We start from the raw sequence: 14,522 nt of genomic DNA on the forward strand, positions 1-14,522 counted from the left end.
GTCGACAACCATAGCACGTCACGCTGGCGTGACGCTCGGCGCCCACAGCCACGCTGGCGTGACGCTCGGCGCCCGACGCCCAAAGCCACGCTGGCGTGACGCTCGACGCCCAAAACCACGCTGGCGTGACGCTCGACGCCCACAGCCACGCTGGCGTGACGCTCGACGCCCACAGCCACGCTGGCTCGGCGCTCGGCGCTCGACGCCCAAAGCCACACTGGCGTGACGCTGGGCGCCCAAAGCCACGCTGGCGTGACGCTCGACGCCCAAAGCCACGCTGGCGTGACGCTCGACGCCCAAAGCCGCACTGGCGTGACGCTCGACGTCCAAAGCCAAAAGCCACGTTGGCCTGACGCTCGGCGCCTAAAGCCACAGCCACGCTGGCGTGACGCTCGACGCCCACAGCCACGCTGGCGTGACGCTCGACGCCCACAGCCACGCTGGCGTGACGCTCGACGCCCACAGCCACGCTGGCGTGACGCTCGACGCCCAAAGCCACGCTGGCGTGACGCTCGGCGCGCAAAGCCACAGCCACACTGGCCTGACGCTCGAGCGGCAGACCGGCTCAGACCCTGACAGACTCAGGCTCGCTCCGCCGCTGGTTGCGATACGACCGGCTGTACAGCAAGTTGGCGACCGCTACGGCCATGCAGGCCACCGCCGGCACAATAAGCGCGTAGCCATTGATGCTGGCACCGACCAGAAGCCCCGCGACACCGCCGCCGAGAAACAGCAACAGCGTGACCGACAGGATCGCCGCCTTGTACTTGTCGATCCCGTCCTGGCGACTCCGTCCCAGGATCAGCCCCAGGTCGGTCACGGTACCGGTGAAGTGAGTGGTGCGTACCGCCATCTCGCGAAGGCTGGAGGTCAGACCGTTCTGCAGACCCAAAGCGGCAGCCGCCAGCATCGCCTGAATCGCGGCCGGTGCGACGCCGAGTTCGGAGATGAGGTCCTTGGCGGACTGTCCTTCGACCCCGAATGCGGCAAGCAGCAGCAGCACCGCCTCGAGCGCCAAAATCAAGGCGTGTCGTCGACCGGTCATCGCGTTCGTGGGCGCAAGCAGCGCCCCGGCGACGGTCGCTCCCCCCAGGAAACCGACCAAGATCGCGATGAGCAGGTGCCCTTGGTAAAGCCACGGGTTGGCCGTGGTCATGCCCAACTGGGTGGTGACGGCTGTCAGATTGCCGACCGGAAAAGCCAGGATCAGCAACGCCACCGCGTTGACGAATCCCGCGATCAGCGCGAGAACGCCGGTGTAGCCGAGAACCAACGCACGCGGAGGCGTCCCCGGCTTGCGGGGCTGCGTGTTCTCAGGCATTACCCCTACGTACCCTCTCACGCTGTTCGGCGAAACCCTGCCACAGGGCAAAAGCACTGGTGGCGGCGCGAAATCATAGATACCTCAAATGATTTCGCCGCCCTCGGCTCGAATGAGACAGTCGTCACACGGTCACGCGGCCGCGCGGGGCGCGGCCAGAATCGCCTCTCTGATCGCCGCGGGTGCGACGGCCTGGGCGGCTTTGCGCGGGAAGTCGTTCGGTAACGACAGCCGGAACACTTTCTTCCACGCCGAGGCGACCTGACGCGGCAGGCTCCCGGTGGTGTAGGTGAGTCCGTAGCGCTCGAAGAGTTCCTGCACCTTCGGTGCGATCTCCTGGTAACGGTTGCTGGGCAGGTCCGGGTACAGGTGATGCTCGATCTGGAAAGACAGGTTGCCGGTCATGAAGTGTAAAAACGCGTTGCCGCTGATGTTCGCCGAGCCGAGCATCTGGCGCAGGTACCACTGACCGCGGGTCTCCCCCTCGATGGAGGTCTTCTCGTAGGTCTGCACACCGTCGGGGAAATGCCCACACATGATGACCGAGTGGGTCCACCAGTTGCGGACCAGGTTGGCCGTCAGGTTCGCGGTCAACGTGGTGAGGGCCGACGGTCCGGACAACAGCGGGTGCAGCACGTAGTCACGCGTCAGCTGCTTGCGCACCTTGGCGAGCACCTTCTTGCCCTGCCGGCTGAACTCGTTCTTGTCGCCGCGGCCCTGCAGACGTTTGCCGATCTCCAGATCGTAGGCAGCGATGCCGTATTGGAAGAGGCAGGCGTTGACGAAGTTCCACAACGGCTGGGCCAGGTAGAACGGCTTCCAGCGCTGGTTCTCATCGACCCGCATGATGCCGTAGCCCAGATCATGGTCCTTGCCAAGCACATTCGTGTAAGTGTGGTGCACCTCGTTATGCGAGTGCTTCCACATCGCCGCCGGTGAGGCGTTGTCCCACTCCCAGGTCGTGGAGTGAATCTTGGGGTCGCGCATCCAGTCCCACTGGCCGTGCATCACGTTGTGCCCGATCTCCATGTTCTCCACGATCTTGGAGATCGACAGGCCCGCCGTGCCGAGCAGCCACGCCGGCGGGAACAGCGAGAACAGCAGCACCGCGCGACTGGCGAGTTCGAGCTTGCGCTGACCGTCGATAACCCGGCGGATGTAGGCGGCGTCACGCTCGCCGCGGCCCGCCAGCACATGTGCGCGGATGGCGTCGAGTTCGCGCCCCAGGTTTTCGACGTCCTGGTCGGACAGGTGAGCGGTCGGGTCGGTCACGTTTGACTCCTTCTCAGACTTCGAGTTCGCAGGCGCCGGCAGCGGCCGAGACGCACGTCTGGATCTGCACGTCGTCGCCACCGTCGGTGGCCATGGTGATGTCGCCGTTGCGCAGATCGCGCACGGCACCTTGCTTGAGCGGTACGACGCAGCCGAAGCAGATGCCCATGCGGCATCCCGACGGCATCAGCACCCCGGCGCTTTCACCGGCATCCAGCAGCGTCTGGGATCCGTCGGCGTCCACGACACTGCCCGATCTGGCGAATGTCACGGTGCCGCCTTCGCCGGTCGTGATGACGGCGGGCCGGAATCGTTCGATGTGCAACCGCTCGGCGATACCGTCAGCGGCCCAACGTTGTTCGAGCGCGTCGAGTAACCCGGCCGGACCGCAGGTCCAGGTCTGGCGGTCGGCGAAGTCGGGGACCAGCTCTTCCAAGGCCGATACGTCCAGCATGCCGTCGACGTCGGTGTGCTTCTCTATCAGGCGGATTCGTCCCTGACGGGCCAGCATGCGCAGGTCCCAGCCGAAGATGGCGTCGTCGCGCGTCGGTGCGGAATGCACCACCACGATGTCCGGGGCACCGGCCAGGTTGCGCAGCATCCCCATCACCGGGGTGATGCCGCTGCCGGCGGTCAGGAACAGGATCTTGGCCGGCGGCTGCTCACCGAGGGTGAAGTCACCGGCCGCCTGGTCGAGCTGGATGACGGTGCCAACGGTGGCGCGCCGGACGAGGTGATTGCTGACCACTCCGCCCGGGATGGCTTTCACGGTGATCGAGAAGCAGCCGTCGCGCCGGTGCGTCTTGGAGGTCAGGGAGTACGCCCGCCATTGCCGGACGCCGTCGACGTCCACGCCGACCCGGACGTATTGGCCGGGAAGGTGGGGCCGCCAGCCGCGTCCGGGTTTGATCACCAGGGTGGCGGCGTCGCGGGTTTCGGGATGGATCGCGACGATGCGACCGCGCAAGGTCGCGCCGGAGCGCAGCGGGTCGATGACGTCGAGATAGTCGGCCGGTACCAGCGGCGTGGCGAGCGGTATGGCGATCCGATCGGCAAACTCCAGCACTCGGGCGCGCAGGCCGCCGACGATTTCGGACCGAAGGGCGAACCGGGGTGCGGTTGTCGTCATGATTCCATCGTCGTTGTTCTTGAATGTAAAGTCTTGACTGAAGCGTGTGAAGAATTGCATTGTTTTTGTTCGGAAAGGATAAGTATGCCGGACTCGTCGCTTCGGCTGACGGGTTTGCGTCTCGATGAACCCGTGGTCAGGGCGCTGGAGGCGATCCTGCCCGCCATGGCCGAGCGAACCGTGACTGCGATCACTATCGAGGTACCCAGCTACGCAGATGCGTTCAGCGGGCGAATGGGCCAGAACATCGAGGATGCGGTGCAGACGTCGCTGGGTGCGTTCCTGCGACTGGTCACCCGCGCCGAGGATTCAGATCCCGGACCGCCCCTGTCGCCGGCGCTGGACGGTGCGTACGAGCTGGGCCGAGGGGAGGCGAGGCAGGGTCGCTCGATGGACGCGCTGCTGTCGGCTTTCCGGGTTGGGGCGCGAGTGGCTTGGCGCGAGCTGTCCACGACCGCGGTGGCGGCGGGGCTGCCCGCGGCGACGATCGCCAGGTTCGCCGAGTTGGTCTTCGCCTACATCGACGAACTCTCCGCATCCAGCGTGTCCGGTCACGCCGACGAACTGGCCACGTCCGGGCGCGCCCGTCAGCGCTACCTGGAACGGCTGACCCAGAATCTGCTGGCCGGCCAACCGTCGGCCACGTTGCTCGCCGACGCCGACGCCGCGGGCTGGCTGACTCCCGACACGCTGACGGCGGTGCTGCTGCCCTCGACGCAGGCCCGTGGGTTGGCGGCGCAGTTCGGCCAGTCGACGCTGCAGCTGTCGGAGGATCTGCCCGGGGTGGATCCCAGTGAGGCACTTGCGGTGCTACTGGTGCCGGACATGGCGGGAGGCTTGCGGGGTCGACTGCTGTCGGGGCTCTCCGCACGCCGGGCGATCGTGGGGCCGGCCAGACCGTGGCTCGAGGCCCGGTCGTCCTATCAGCGGGCGCTGCGTGCTCGCGAACTGGTGCGCACCGACACCGGCGCTGCCCTGGACACCGACGACCATCTGGTCGAGCTCGTGCTGGGCGCCGATCGGGAAGCCGCCGACGACCTGCGTGCCCGGGCCCTGGGTCCGCTTTCGCACCTACCAGCCAATACCGCCGACCGGCTCACCGAGACGCTGCGCTCATGGCTGCTACATCAGGGGCGGCGCGACGCGGTGGCCGCCGATCTGTTCGTCCACGCACAAACCGTGCGCTACCGGATGACTCAGCTACGCGAGTTGTACGGCGACCGGCTCAACGATCCGCGGACGGTGTTGGAACTGACGATCGCCCTCGGCCTATCTGCCGGCTCTTCGCCCGCCTGAAACACCTGCGTCGGCGTCGGTCATCCGACTGCCGCCAAGCAATCATCGGCGTATTGGATTGCTGCACAATAAGTTACAGCGGAAGGGTCGCGGCGGCGTAAGCGGCGACCGTGCCCGGACTGTGCGCAGGGCCGAAAACTGAGCTAGGCTCATGGGACAAGTTGAAGCCACAGCCTGTGGACACGCCGCACAGTGCATCCGGCTACGTTCCCTTTCCAGTAGGGATTTTGACGACCGGTTACTGCTTGCTCATCGCGGCGTCTCGAAACCTGTTACGGCAACCATCGAATCGAGATTCGCCGATGACCGCTTCACGCTACCCACAGCCCACCTCTCCCGGCTTCACCTCATACTCCCCCGGTGCCTGCACCGTCGTCTGCAACGGCACCAGAATGCGTGCCTACTGCCGCCACGGCGTGACCGTGGTGCAAGTCACAGGTGAGATCGACGCCACCAACATCGACCGCTTCTACCACTACGCCCACCGGTTCGTCTCCGTCGCTCCTGGACTGATCATCGAGCTCAGCGAAGTCGACTTCATCTGCGCCAAAGGAATTTTCGCGCTGCAGGCGCTCGTCAACGAGTGCCGGGCCGCCAAGACCAGCTGTGTCATCGTGGCAAGCCGGGCAGTCCAGAGAGTGCTGCGCGTCGGCGATCCCAACGACGGGTTGGCGACAGCGAACTCCGAGGGCGAAGCGCTCGCCGCGATAACACCCGGCATGCAGTTGACCCGAACCGCGTCCTGACTTCTCGTCCATCAAGGGCTAAACCCCTGATTCGCCGGATATCTCTCACAACATGTTTGTCAATCGCTTTGGATGGCAATGTTGAACCGGAGGTGGGCATATCGGCCGGCCTATATGCCCACCCAGGTCCCGTCGGTTCAGCCCGAGAGCCGACGGGACCGCTTTATTTTCGGGTCGGTGAATAACCCGGATGGGCGTACCGGCCTGGGAGTACCGTGCCGCGTATGGACGGTGTCTGCGGCGTGTGGATCCTGGGCGGCTACCAAAGCGACTTTGCCCGGAACCTGACCCGCGAGAACCGTGACTTTGCGGCACTGACCACCGAGGTCGTCGACGGCACGCTCGCCGCGGCCCGAATTCCCGCCGCCCAGATCGCGGTGGTGCACGTCGGAAACGCCTTCGGCGAGATGTTCGCCCAGCAGGGCCACCTCGGCGCGATGCCTGCAACCGTCTGCGGCGAGCTGTGGGATACCCCCGCCTCCCGGCACGAGGCGGCATGCGCGTCGGGCAGTATCGCCGCCCTGGCTGCGATCGCCGATCTGCGGTCCGGGGCCTACGACGCCGCGCTGGTCGTCGGTCTGGAGTTGGAAAAGACCGTGCCTGGCGACACCGCCGCCCAGTATCTCGGCGCGGCGGCTTGGACGGGACACGAGGGGGCCGACGCACGCTATCTGTGGCCGTCGATGTTCGCCCAGGTCGCCGACGAATACGACCGACGCTACGGGCTGGACGACACCCATCTGCGCGCCATCGCGGCACTCAATTTCGCCAACGCACGCCGCAATCCCAACGCCCAGACCCGTGACTGGACGGTCCCGGACCCGATCACCGACGACGAGGCAACCAATCCGGTCACCGAGGGCCGGTTGCGCAGGTTCGACTGCAGCCAGATGACCGACGGCGGCGCCGGACTGGTGCTGGTCAACGACTCCTATCTGCGGCAGCACCCGTCGGCGCGACCGATCGGGCGGATCGACGGGTGGGGACATCGAACGGTCGGGCTGGGATTGCGGCAGAAACTGGACCGCGCCGCCGACGACCCCTATGTGCTACCTCACGTGCGGTCGGCGGTGCTCGATGCGTTGCGCCGCGCGCAGCGGACGCTCGACGAGGTGGACGGCTTCGAGGTGCACGACTGCTTCACCCCCAGTGAGTACCTGGCCATCGACCACATCGGGCTGACCGGGCCGGGCGAATCGTGGAAAGCGATCGAGAACGGTGAGATCGAGATAGGCGGTCGGTTGCCGATCAACCCCAGCGGCGGGCTGATCGGCGGCGGGCACCCGGTGGGGGCGTCCGGAGTTCGGATGCTCGTGGACGCGGCCAAGCAGGTCAGCGGCACGGCCGGCGACTACCAGGTCGAGGGTGCCCGGACTTTCGGCACCCTCAACTTCGGCGGCAGTACCGCCACCACCGTGAGTTTCATTGTCGGTGAAGGCGTTTGACCATGGATGTGCAGATTGTCGGGAAGTATCTGTCGACGCTGCCCGAGGATGACGACCACCCCTACCGCACCGGTCCGTGGCGACCGCAGACCACCGAGTGGGACGCCGACGATCTGACCGTCGTGGACGGCGAGCTTCCCGGTGACCTGGACGGCATCTACCTGCGCAACACCGAGAACCCGTTGCACCCGGCGTTCAAGACGTATCACCCGTTCGACGGTGACGGGATGCTGCACATCGTCGGCTTCCGCGACGGCGAGGCATTTTACCGAAACCGGTTCATCCAGACCGATGGCTTCCTGGCGGAAAACGAAGCGGGCGAACCGCTTTGGCCCGGATTGGCCGAGCCGGTACAGATCGCCAAACGTGAACGTGGTTGGGGTGCGCGCGAACTGATGAAGGATGCGTCGAGCACCGATGTCGTCGTGCACCGCGGTGTCGCCCTGACCAGCTTCTACCAGTGCGGTGACCTGTATCGGGTGGATCCGCGGTCGGCGAACACGTTGGGCAAGGAAACCTGGAACGGAAAGTTCCCGTCCGACTGGGGAGTGTCGGCACATCCCAAGGTGGACAACAAGACCGGCGAATTATTGTTCTTCAACTACAGCAAGCAGGACCCGTACATGCGCTACGGGGTCGTCGACGCGAACAACGACCTCGTCCACTATGTCGACATCCCACTGCCCGGGCCACGCCTCCCGCACGACATGGCGTTCACCGAAAACTACGCCATACTCAACGATTTCCCGTTGTTCTGGGATCCTCGGCTGCTCGAGCACCGGGTGCACCTGCCGCGCTATCACGCGGACATACCGTCGCGGTTCGCGGTGATCCCGCGGCGGGGCGGCACGCAGGAGATCCGGTGGTTCGAAGCCGACCCGACGTACGTGCTGCACTTCACCAATGCCTACGAGGACGGCGACGAGATCGTGCTCGACGGATTCTTCGAAGGCGCACCCCAACCGCTGGAGAGCGGGGCCGGACCAACCGGCAAGTGGGAGAAACTGTTTCGCTTCCTGGCACTGGATCGAATGGACGCCCGCCTGCACCGGTGGCGGCTGAACCTGGTGACCGGGAAGGTGACGGAACGCCCGCTGTCGGACTCGGTCACCGAATTCGGGATGATCAACACCGACTACCTGACCAGCGACTACCGCTATGTGTACGCCGCAAGTGGCAAGCCGGGCTGGTTCCTGTTCGACGGCTTGGTCAAACACGATCTGCGCACCGGCAACGAGGAGCGCTTCTCATTCGGTGACGGCGTGTACGGCAGCGAGACCGCGATGGCACCCCGAGCCGGCGGCACTGCTGAGGACGACGGCTACCTGGTCACGCTGACCACGGACATGAATGCCGATGCGTCGTACTGTCTGGTGTTCGCTGCGGCCCGGGTCGGTGACGGACCGCTGTGCAAACTTGCGCTGCCCGAACGCATTTCCAGCGGTACCCATTCCACGTGGGTGCCGGGTGCCGAGTTGCGCCGTTGGGGCGAAGTGGATTCAGCGGCGACGGCGGTCGGGCTGTGAACGAGGGCCGGGACGCGCACTGGCCGGCGCAGCTGGCCTCGATCGGCGCCATCCGTTTCGCCCGTCGCTCGTCGAACTACGCCGAGACGGTACGGTTCTACCGCGAACTGGTCGGGTTGCCGCTATTCGAGACGTTCAGCGAGAGCTACGGCAGCAACGGCGCGATATTCGGGCTGCCCGGCTCACCATTGACGATGGAGATCGTGGAGTCCGTGACCGCGCCGGCAGTGGACCCGCACGACCAGCTGTGCCTGTACTTTCCGGACAGGCAAGCCCAGCAGCACGCCATCACCCGGCTGGAAGAGGCAGCCGTTCCGCGCGTCGAGCAGCATCCGTACTGGGAGGCCACCGGTGCCGTCACTTACCGCGACCCGGACGGTCGCGAAGTCGTCTTCGCCCCGTTCGTGTACGGGGTCAACGAGCCCGTCGACAGCTCAGCATCCGGCACGCATCGGTTTCCGGGCTGACCGCTAGCGCCGAGCGTCCAGCGCCGCCACCACCACCGCCCACACCGCGCAGGCCACCGCGCCGGCCGCGGCGACCGCACCGACGTAAAAGCCGTACTCGGCCGATACCTGCACGCTGATGTTGCGCCGGTAGTACAACACCACGAGTCCCACCACGAGCAGTGAAATGACCAGCGTCGCAATCGAAGCCGAGCGGGCGGACAATCCGCGCCCGACCATCGCGCCGGCCACCAGCAGTGCCGAGGACAGCAACAAGATCAGTTGGCCCGCACCGAATCCACGTGGCAGTTCCAGGCTGCCGTGGGTGCCCCCGATCGCGTTCGCCCAGCCGCCGCCGTCGACCTGCGTCGTCAGCCAGGGCAACCAGGTACTGGTGGCGAGCCCCATGGCGCACAGCGCCACCATCCAGCCGGGGCGGGGGCGGCGACTCATGTTTGCGAGGTTAACCGAAGGCCGCTGCCTCGACCGAGCGTCACGCCAGCGTTGCGTTTGGCGCCGAGCGTCACGCCAGCGTGGCAACAGGCGTCAGCTCCGCAGCGACGACAGGTTGAACGCGGCCCCGGTGTGATCGGTCGCGGCGGCCAACCGTCCGTCAACTCGGCCGGACCGCCTCGCTCAGGTGTGGACGACCCGGCCCCCGTTCATGCCCGGATCGGGACGGGTGAACACCGTGACGAAGTTCTGCAGCGACTCGCGGATGTCGCTGCGCAGCGCCGCGGCCACCACCATGCCGATCGGCCCGAACAGCGCGGGACCACCGAGATGCACGTCGAAACTGACGACGGAGGAACCCTCTCCGTTGGGGGCGACCTTGGCGATCAGCTTGACCTTGACACCGCCGACGCCGTCGCCGTTGAGTGTCATGCCTTCCGGCGGCTTGTAGCGCACGATCGTCCACCTGATCCGGTTGGTCATGCCCTTGACCTCGACATAGGACTCGAGGACGGTGCCCTTCTCGATGACTTCCGGTAGCTTGCTGCGCCACACCTTGTGGATGGTCAGCCAGTCCTTGTATCGGGTCAGGTCCGACGCATGCTTCCACGCCTCTTCCGGCGGGAGCGGAACGTCGATGGCTCCGGAGAGTTTCGCCATCCGCCGCTACCCCTGCTGGTCGCCGGGGCCGGCCACCTTCTTGGCACCCTCCTGCACCTTGTGGATGGTGTCGGTGTACTTATGCTGCGTCTTTTCGTCGACGAACTCGCCGGCCTTGTTGATCACCGTCTCGACCTTGTCGGCGTTCTGCGACAACAGGCCCTTGGCCTTGTCCAGAAATCCCATCTGATCGCCCCTTCCCTCGAAGAGCCCCTCCCCCCGGGGCCCCTGATTGCCGGTACGACCCTATCTGCCGGTGCTAACCTCGCCACACTTGCGGTTTCACTCCCAGGACCCTGGCCCGGATCCACCACAAGGCCTCGATGACGGCCGCCCCCGTCGCACCGATTGCCAGCGCCGTCGTCGTCGCCCACAGGTTCGACGGATCGAGGAAGAACTTCTGTTGCGTCCACGGCAAGCTGAAGATCAGCACGTACGCCAGCGCGGAGACGATGACCAGCGCCAACCGCCACCATTGGTAGGGCCGGGCCGCCACGGCCAGCACCCACACCGCCGTCACGAGCAAGGTGATCAGCGCTGTCGTCGACGCCTGGTCCTGCTCCACTCCCGTCGCATGCCGGCCGTGATAGGCAGTGAGATACGAGACGAACGTCGCGACTCCCACGACGAGGCCGGACGGCAACGCCGAGGTCAGCACCCGCCGCACGAAACCCGGGTAAGCACGCTCGTTGTTGGGCGCCAACGACAAGATGAAGGACGGAATGCCGATCGTGAACCAGGCCGCGATGGTGATGTGAATGGGCTGGAACGGGAACAACAGCGGATCGGCACCCAATGGCTTGGCCAGTAGGCATTCGATGCCGACCAGCAGTGCCAGCAACGCCGAATACACCGTCTTGGTCAGGAACAGGCTCGCGACGCGTTCGATGTTGCCGATCACTCGCCGCCCCTCGCCCACCACATAGGGCAGCGTCGCGAACTTGTTGTCCAGCAACACAAGTTGCGCTACCGCGCGGGCCGCCGGACTGCCCGCACCCATCGCCACGCCGATGTCGGCGTCTTTGAGGGCGAGCACGTCGTTGACACCGTCACCGGTCATTGCCACCGTGTGCCCGTGCGCCTGCAGGGCGTGCACCATGGTGCGCTTCTGATCGGGGCGCACCCGGCCGAATGTGGTGTAGGTGTCCAGGGTCTCGGCCAGTTCGGCTGGTTCGGACGGCATCCGCCGGGCGTCCATCGTCTCGCCGTGCAGTCCGAGCCTGTCGGCCACCGCGGCGACCGACACGGCGTTATCCCCGGAGATCACCTTGACGGTAACGCCTTGAGCCGCAAAGTATCCCAGTGTTTCACCGGCATCCGGGCGCACCTTCTGCTCCAGCACCACCAGGGCGACGGGAGCGACGGCACCGGGCGCTTCGGGATCGTCGACCGCGGTGGCGCTGGTGCCGAGCAGCAGCACCCGCAGGCCCTGCCCGCCGAGCGTCTCGGCTTGCGCGGCCGGCTCCGAGTCCGGGTCGAGCAGCACGTCGGGCGCCCCGATCACCCAGTCCCCGTGATCGCGGTAGGACACGCCGCTCCATTTGGTCGCGGACTTGAAAGGCGCTGTGGCGGTGACGGTCCAACCGGGAGGGTCGGGATATGCGTCGGCTATCGCCTGCATGCTGGCGTTCGGACGGGGGTCGGCCGCCGCCAGCGCGGCGAGCACGTCGGCGGGACTTTCGCCGGCCGGGCCGAGATCTTCGACCTCGGCTACCCGCATGCCACTCTCGGTCAGCGTGCCGGTCTTGTCAGCACAGACGACGTCGACCCGGGCCAGTCCCTCGATCGCGGGCAACTCCTGCACCAGGCATTGGCGCCGACCGAGTCGCACGACGCCGATCGCGAATGCGATCGAGGTCATCAGCACCAGACCTTCCGGCACCATCGGCACCAACGCACCCACGGTCGCCAACACGGACTCGCGCCAGCCCGCGTTGGTGGTGAACAACTGGGTGTAGATGGTGAGGAGTCCGGCCGGTATCAGCAAGTAGGTGATGAACTGCAGGATTCTGTTGATACCGTTGCGCAGTTCGGATTTCACCAACGTGAACTTGCTGGCCTCGGCGGCGAGTCTGGCCGCGTAGGCGTCACGGCCGACCTTGGTGGCGCGGTACGCTCCGGAGCCGGCGACGACGAAACTGCCCGACATGACTTCCTCGCCCGACTGTTTGGCGATCGGGTCGGCTTCGCCGGTGAGCAGTGACTCGTCGACCTCGAGATTGTCCACTTCGAGGATCTGCCCGTCGACCACGATCTGGTCGCCCGGACCGACCTCGATCACGTCGTCGAGCACCACCTCGTCGGGGGGGCGGGCACACGTTCCGGATTGCCTGCGCACCAATGGTTTTGCCTGTCCGACGATGGCCAGTTCGTCCAGCGTCCGCTTGGCGCGGATCTCCTGGACCATGCCGATGACGCTGTTGGCGACGATCAACAAGCCGAACAGCCCGTTGATCACCGACCCGGTCACCAGCACGATGGCGAACAGCACACCCAGGATTGCGTTGATCCGGGTGAAGACGTTGGCCCGCGCGATCTGCGCGATGCTGCGGGTGGCGCGCTCGGGAAGGTCGTTGGCTTGCCCGTCGGCGACCCGTTGCGCCACTTCGGCATCGGACAATCCGGTCACGGCAGGCGCGGCGGTCATCGGTTGAATGTTCCGAGCTTGTCGGCGTCGTAGTACTCGAGGTTCAGCGCGCTGCCGACGAAGGTCGCTTTGGAAATCGAACCGGGCAAGGCGTTTTCGTTGGTCAGCGGGAATGTGAAGGTGTCGCCGTCCCAGTGGGTCAGGTCGAAGGTCTGGTTCTTGGGCCCTAGCGCCAGCTGCAGGCGGCCGTCACGTTCGGTGACGGTGGCCGGCCCCCAATAGTCGTTCGCGTAGACACCGACGTATTCGGTCAGCGGCCGGGCCGGAGCCGGGTTGACCGGAGGTGGCCTGCCGACCAGTGAACCGTCCGGGCGGTTCATCGGACCCAGTTGTTGCCGGTACAACGTGGCCCAGTCCTCCCGCACCTGGCCGTACTGCACCAGGTCCATGAACTCGGCCGTCAGCGCTTCCGGCACACCGTAGGGAGCGGCGTTGGTCAGCGCGACGATGGCCACGTCCTCCGACGGCAACACCGCGAAAGTCGTTGCCGCGCCTAGTCCGAACGCTCCCGAGTGACTGTACTGGGTACGTCCGGATGAGGTCACCGACACATTGAAACCGTAGCCGTAGGTGCCGGCCCGCGCCTGCGGGTTTTTTGCGGCCACGGAGATCACCTGCGGGGTGAGAGCGGGCTGCAACGCTTCCGGTGAGGTGATGCGCTGACCGTTGTAGGTACCGCGGGCGAGCAGCATGGTCAGCCAGTGCGCCATGTCGTTGACCGACGAGCTCACCCCACCCGCGGGAGTCTGGGCGTCGGGGTCGCGCTGGAAACGTGCTTCCCATTTGTCGCCGATCTTGATGTGGTTGACCGCTCGGTTGGGCCTGGCCAGGAAGTCGGCGAGCCGGGAACTCGTCGAGGCCATCCCGAGCGGTCGGTAGAGCACTTCGTCGGACAGGTCCTCCCAGGACTTGCCGGCGGCGGCCGCGGCGGCGCTGGCACCGGCGGTCACCCCGAAGTTGGTGTAGGCGTAGCTGTTCCGGAAAGGGGCCAGACTCAGATACTTCAGGTGCTCCAGCACTTGCCGGCGGTCGTAGCCCAGGTCTTCCAGGGCATCGCCGGCGTGGTCGGGCAACCCGGAGCGGTGCGAATAAAGGTCGGCGACTGTCACGTGCTCGGTGACGTAAGGGTCGCTGAGCGCGAACCACGGCAGCTTCGACACCACGGGCGTGTCCCAGGTGATGGCACCGTCGGTGACTTCGTGCGCCACCACGGTCGCACCGATCGACTTCGATATCGAGGCCAGTTGAAAGACGGTGTCGGCGTTGACCTTGTTGTCCGCAGCGTCTGGCCTGCTTGCATCCCTGATGCCGAACCCCTTGGCGTACAACGTCTTCCCGCCGCGAACGATCGCCACCGCCATACCCGGGATGCCGCTGTTCTTCATCAGTTCGGCCACCAGGCCGTCGACCTTGGCGACGGCGTCGTCGATGCGGCCGGCGGGGATCTGCAAGCCGGAGAACTCGTTGGGCGGCACCTGGACCGGCGTGGACGACGGACTGGACGCCGGTCGCCCGGGACCACAGCCAACCAGCGACACCATCAGCAGCAGGACTGCGGCCGTCGCCGCACGTTTCCTCATG

The 14,522-nt window shown here is 66.0% G+C and carries 13 protein-coding genes; 5 read left to right on the forward strand and 8 right to left on the reverse strand.

The annotated features are described in order from the left end of the window. Positions 1–565: 565 nt before the first annotated feature. The 3 genes from AC5Y4D_RS15835 to AC5Y4D_RS15845 form a co-directional block, all read right to left on the reverse strand. Positions 566–1,321: a DUF1275 family protein gene (locus AC5Y4D_RS15835; protein ID WP_499945461.1), complete on the reverse strand. Its 756-nt coding sequence runs from the start codon at positions 1,319–1,321 to the stop codon at positions 566–568. Between the two features lie 132 nt (positions 1,322–1,453). Further along, positions 1,454–2,593 carry a fatty acid desaturase family protein gene (locus tag AC5Y4D_RS15840; protein WP_499945463.1) on the reverse strand — a complete coding sequence of 380 codons (1,140 nt, stop codon included), beginning with the start codon at positions 2,591–2,593 and terminating at the stop codon, positions 1,454–1,456. 13 nt (positions 2,594–2,606) lie between these two features. Continuing rightward, a complete protein-coding gene (locus AC5Y4D_RS15845; RefSeq protein WP_500037582.1) occupies positions 2,607–3,722 on the reverse strand; it encodes a ferredoxin reductase in 1,116 nt (371 codons plus the stop codon). A gap of 84 nt (positions 3,723–3,806) precedes the next feature. Between AC5Y4D_RS15845 and AC5Y4D_RS15850 the strand changes: the two genes are divergently transcribed. The 5 genes from AC5Y4D_RS15850 (at position 3,807) to AC5Y4D_RS15870 (ending at position 9,202) form a co-directional block, all read left to right on the forward strand. After that, entirely contained in the window at positions 3,807–5,018 is a 1,212-nt protein-coding gene (locus AC5Y4D_RS15850) for a PucR family transcriptional regulator (RefSeq protein WP_499945466.1), read from the forward strand. 302 nt (positions 5,019–5,320) lie between these two features. Beyond that, positions 5,321–5,764 carry an STAS domain-containing protein gene (locus tag AC5Y4D_RS15855; protein WP_499990230.1) on the forward strand — a complete coding sequence of 148 codons (444 nt, stop codon included), beginning with the start codon at positions 5,321–5,323 and terminating at the stop codon, positions 5,762–5,764. Between the two features lie 224 nt (positions 5,765–5,988). Then, positions 5,989–7,209 (forward strand): acetyl-CoA acetyltransferase, encoded by a 1,221-nt coding sequence (locus tag AC5Y4D_RS15860; protein WP_499990229.1) that lies wholly within the window; start codon positions 5,989–5,991, stop codon positions 7,207–7,209. A 2-nt stretch (positions 7,210–7,211) separates the two neighbouring features. Beyond that, positions 7,212–8,735: a carotenoid oxygenase family protein gene (locus AC5Y4D_RS15865; protein ID WP_499990228.1), complete on the forward strand. Its 1,524-nt coding sequence runs from the start codon at positions 7,212–7,214 to the stop codon at positions 8,733–8,735. Then, positions 8,732–9,202, forward strand: a complete 471-nt coding sequence (locus tag AC5Y4D_RS15870) for a VOC family protein (protein WP_499990226.1) — start codon at positions 8,732–8,734, stop codon at positions 9,200–9,202. The genes AC5Y4D_RS15865 and AC5Y4D_RS15870 overlap by 4 nt, the downstream gene beginning before the upstream one ends. Before the next feature lie 3 nt (positions 9,203–9,205). Here AC5Y4D_RS15870 and AC5Y4D_RS15875 read toward each other — a convergent pair whose 3' ends face one another. The 5 genes from AC5Y4D_RS15875 to AC5Y4D_RS15895 all read right to left on the reverse strand — a co-directional run bounded on the left by AC5Y4D_RS15875 (position 9,206) and on the right by AC5Y4D_RS15895 (position 14,521). Further along, positions 9,206–9,634: a hypothetical protein gene (locus AC5Y4D_RS15875; protein ID WP_499990225.1), complete on the reverse strand. Its 429-nt coding sequence runs from the start codon at positions 9,632–9,634 to the stop codon at positions 9,206–9,208. Between the two features lie 183 nt (positions 9,635–9,817). Next, positions 9,818–10,294 (reverse strand): type II toxin-antitoxin system Rv0910 family toxin, encoded by a 477-nt coding sequence (locus AC5Y4D_RS15880; protein ID WP_499990224.1) that lies wholly within the window; start codon positions 10,292–10,294, stop codon positions 9,818–9,820. Positions 10,295–10,300: 6 nt separating this feature from the next. After that, positions 10,301–10,480 carry an antitoxin gene (locus AC5Y4D_RS15885; RefSeq protein WP_499945477.1) on the reverse strand — a complete coding sequence of 60 codons (180 nt, stop codon included), beginning with the start codon at positions 10,478–10,480 and terminating at the stop codon, positions 10,301–10,303. Positions 10,481–10,553: 73 nt separating this feature from the next. Then, positions 10,554–12,941 carry a cation-translocating P-type ATPase gene (locus tag AC5Y4D_RS15890; protein ID WP_499990222.1) on the reverse strand — a complete coding sequence of 796 codons (2,388 nt, stop codon included), beginning with the start codon at positions 12,939–12,941 and terminating at the stop codon, positions 10,554–10,556. Beyond that, the gene (locus tag AC5Y4D_RS15895; RefSeq protein WP_500037583.1) at positions 12,938–14,521 is read right to left on the reverse strand and encodes a serine hydrolase; all 1,584 of its coding nucleotides are present in this window, start codon (positions 14,519–14,521) and stop codon (positions 12,938–12,940) included. Before AC5Y4D_RS15895 ends, AC5Y4D_RS15890 begins: the two co-directional genes overlap by 4 nt. Position 14,522 lies beyond the last annotated feature (1 nt).

It is taken from the genome of Mycobacterium sp. NGS67 (assembly GCF_059812185.1).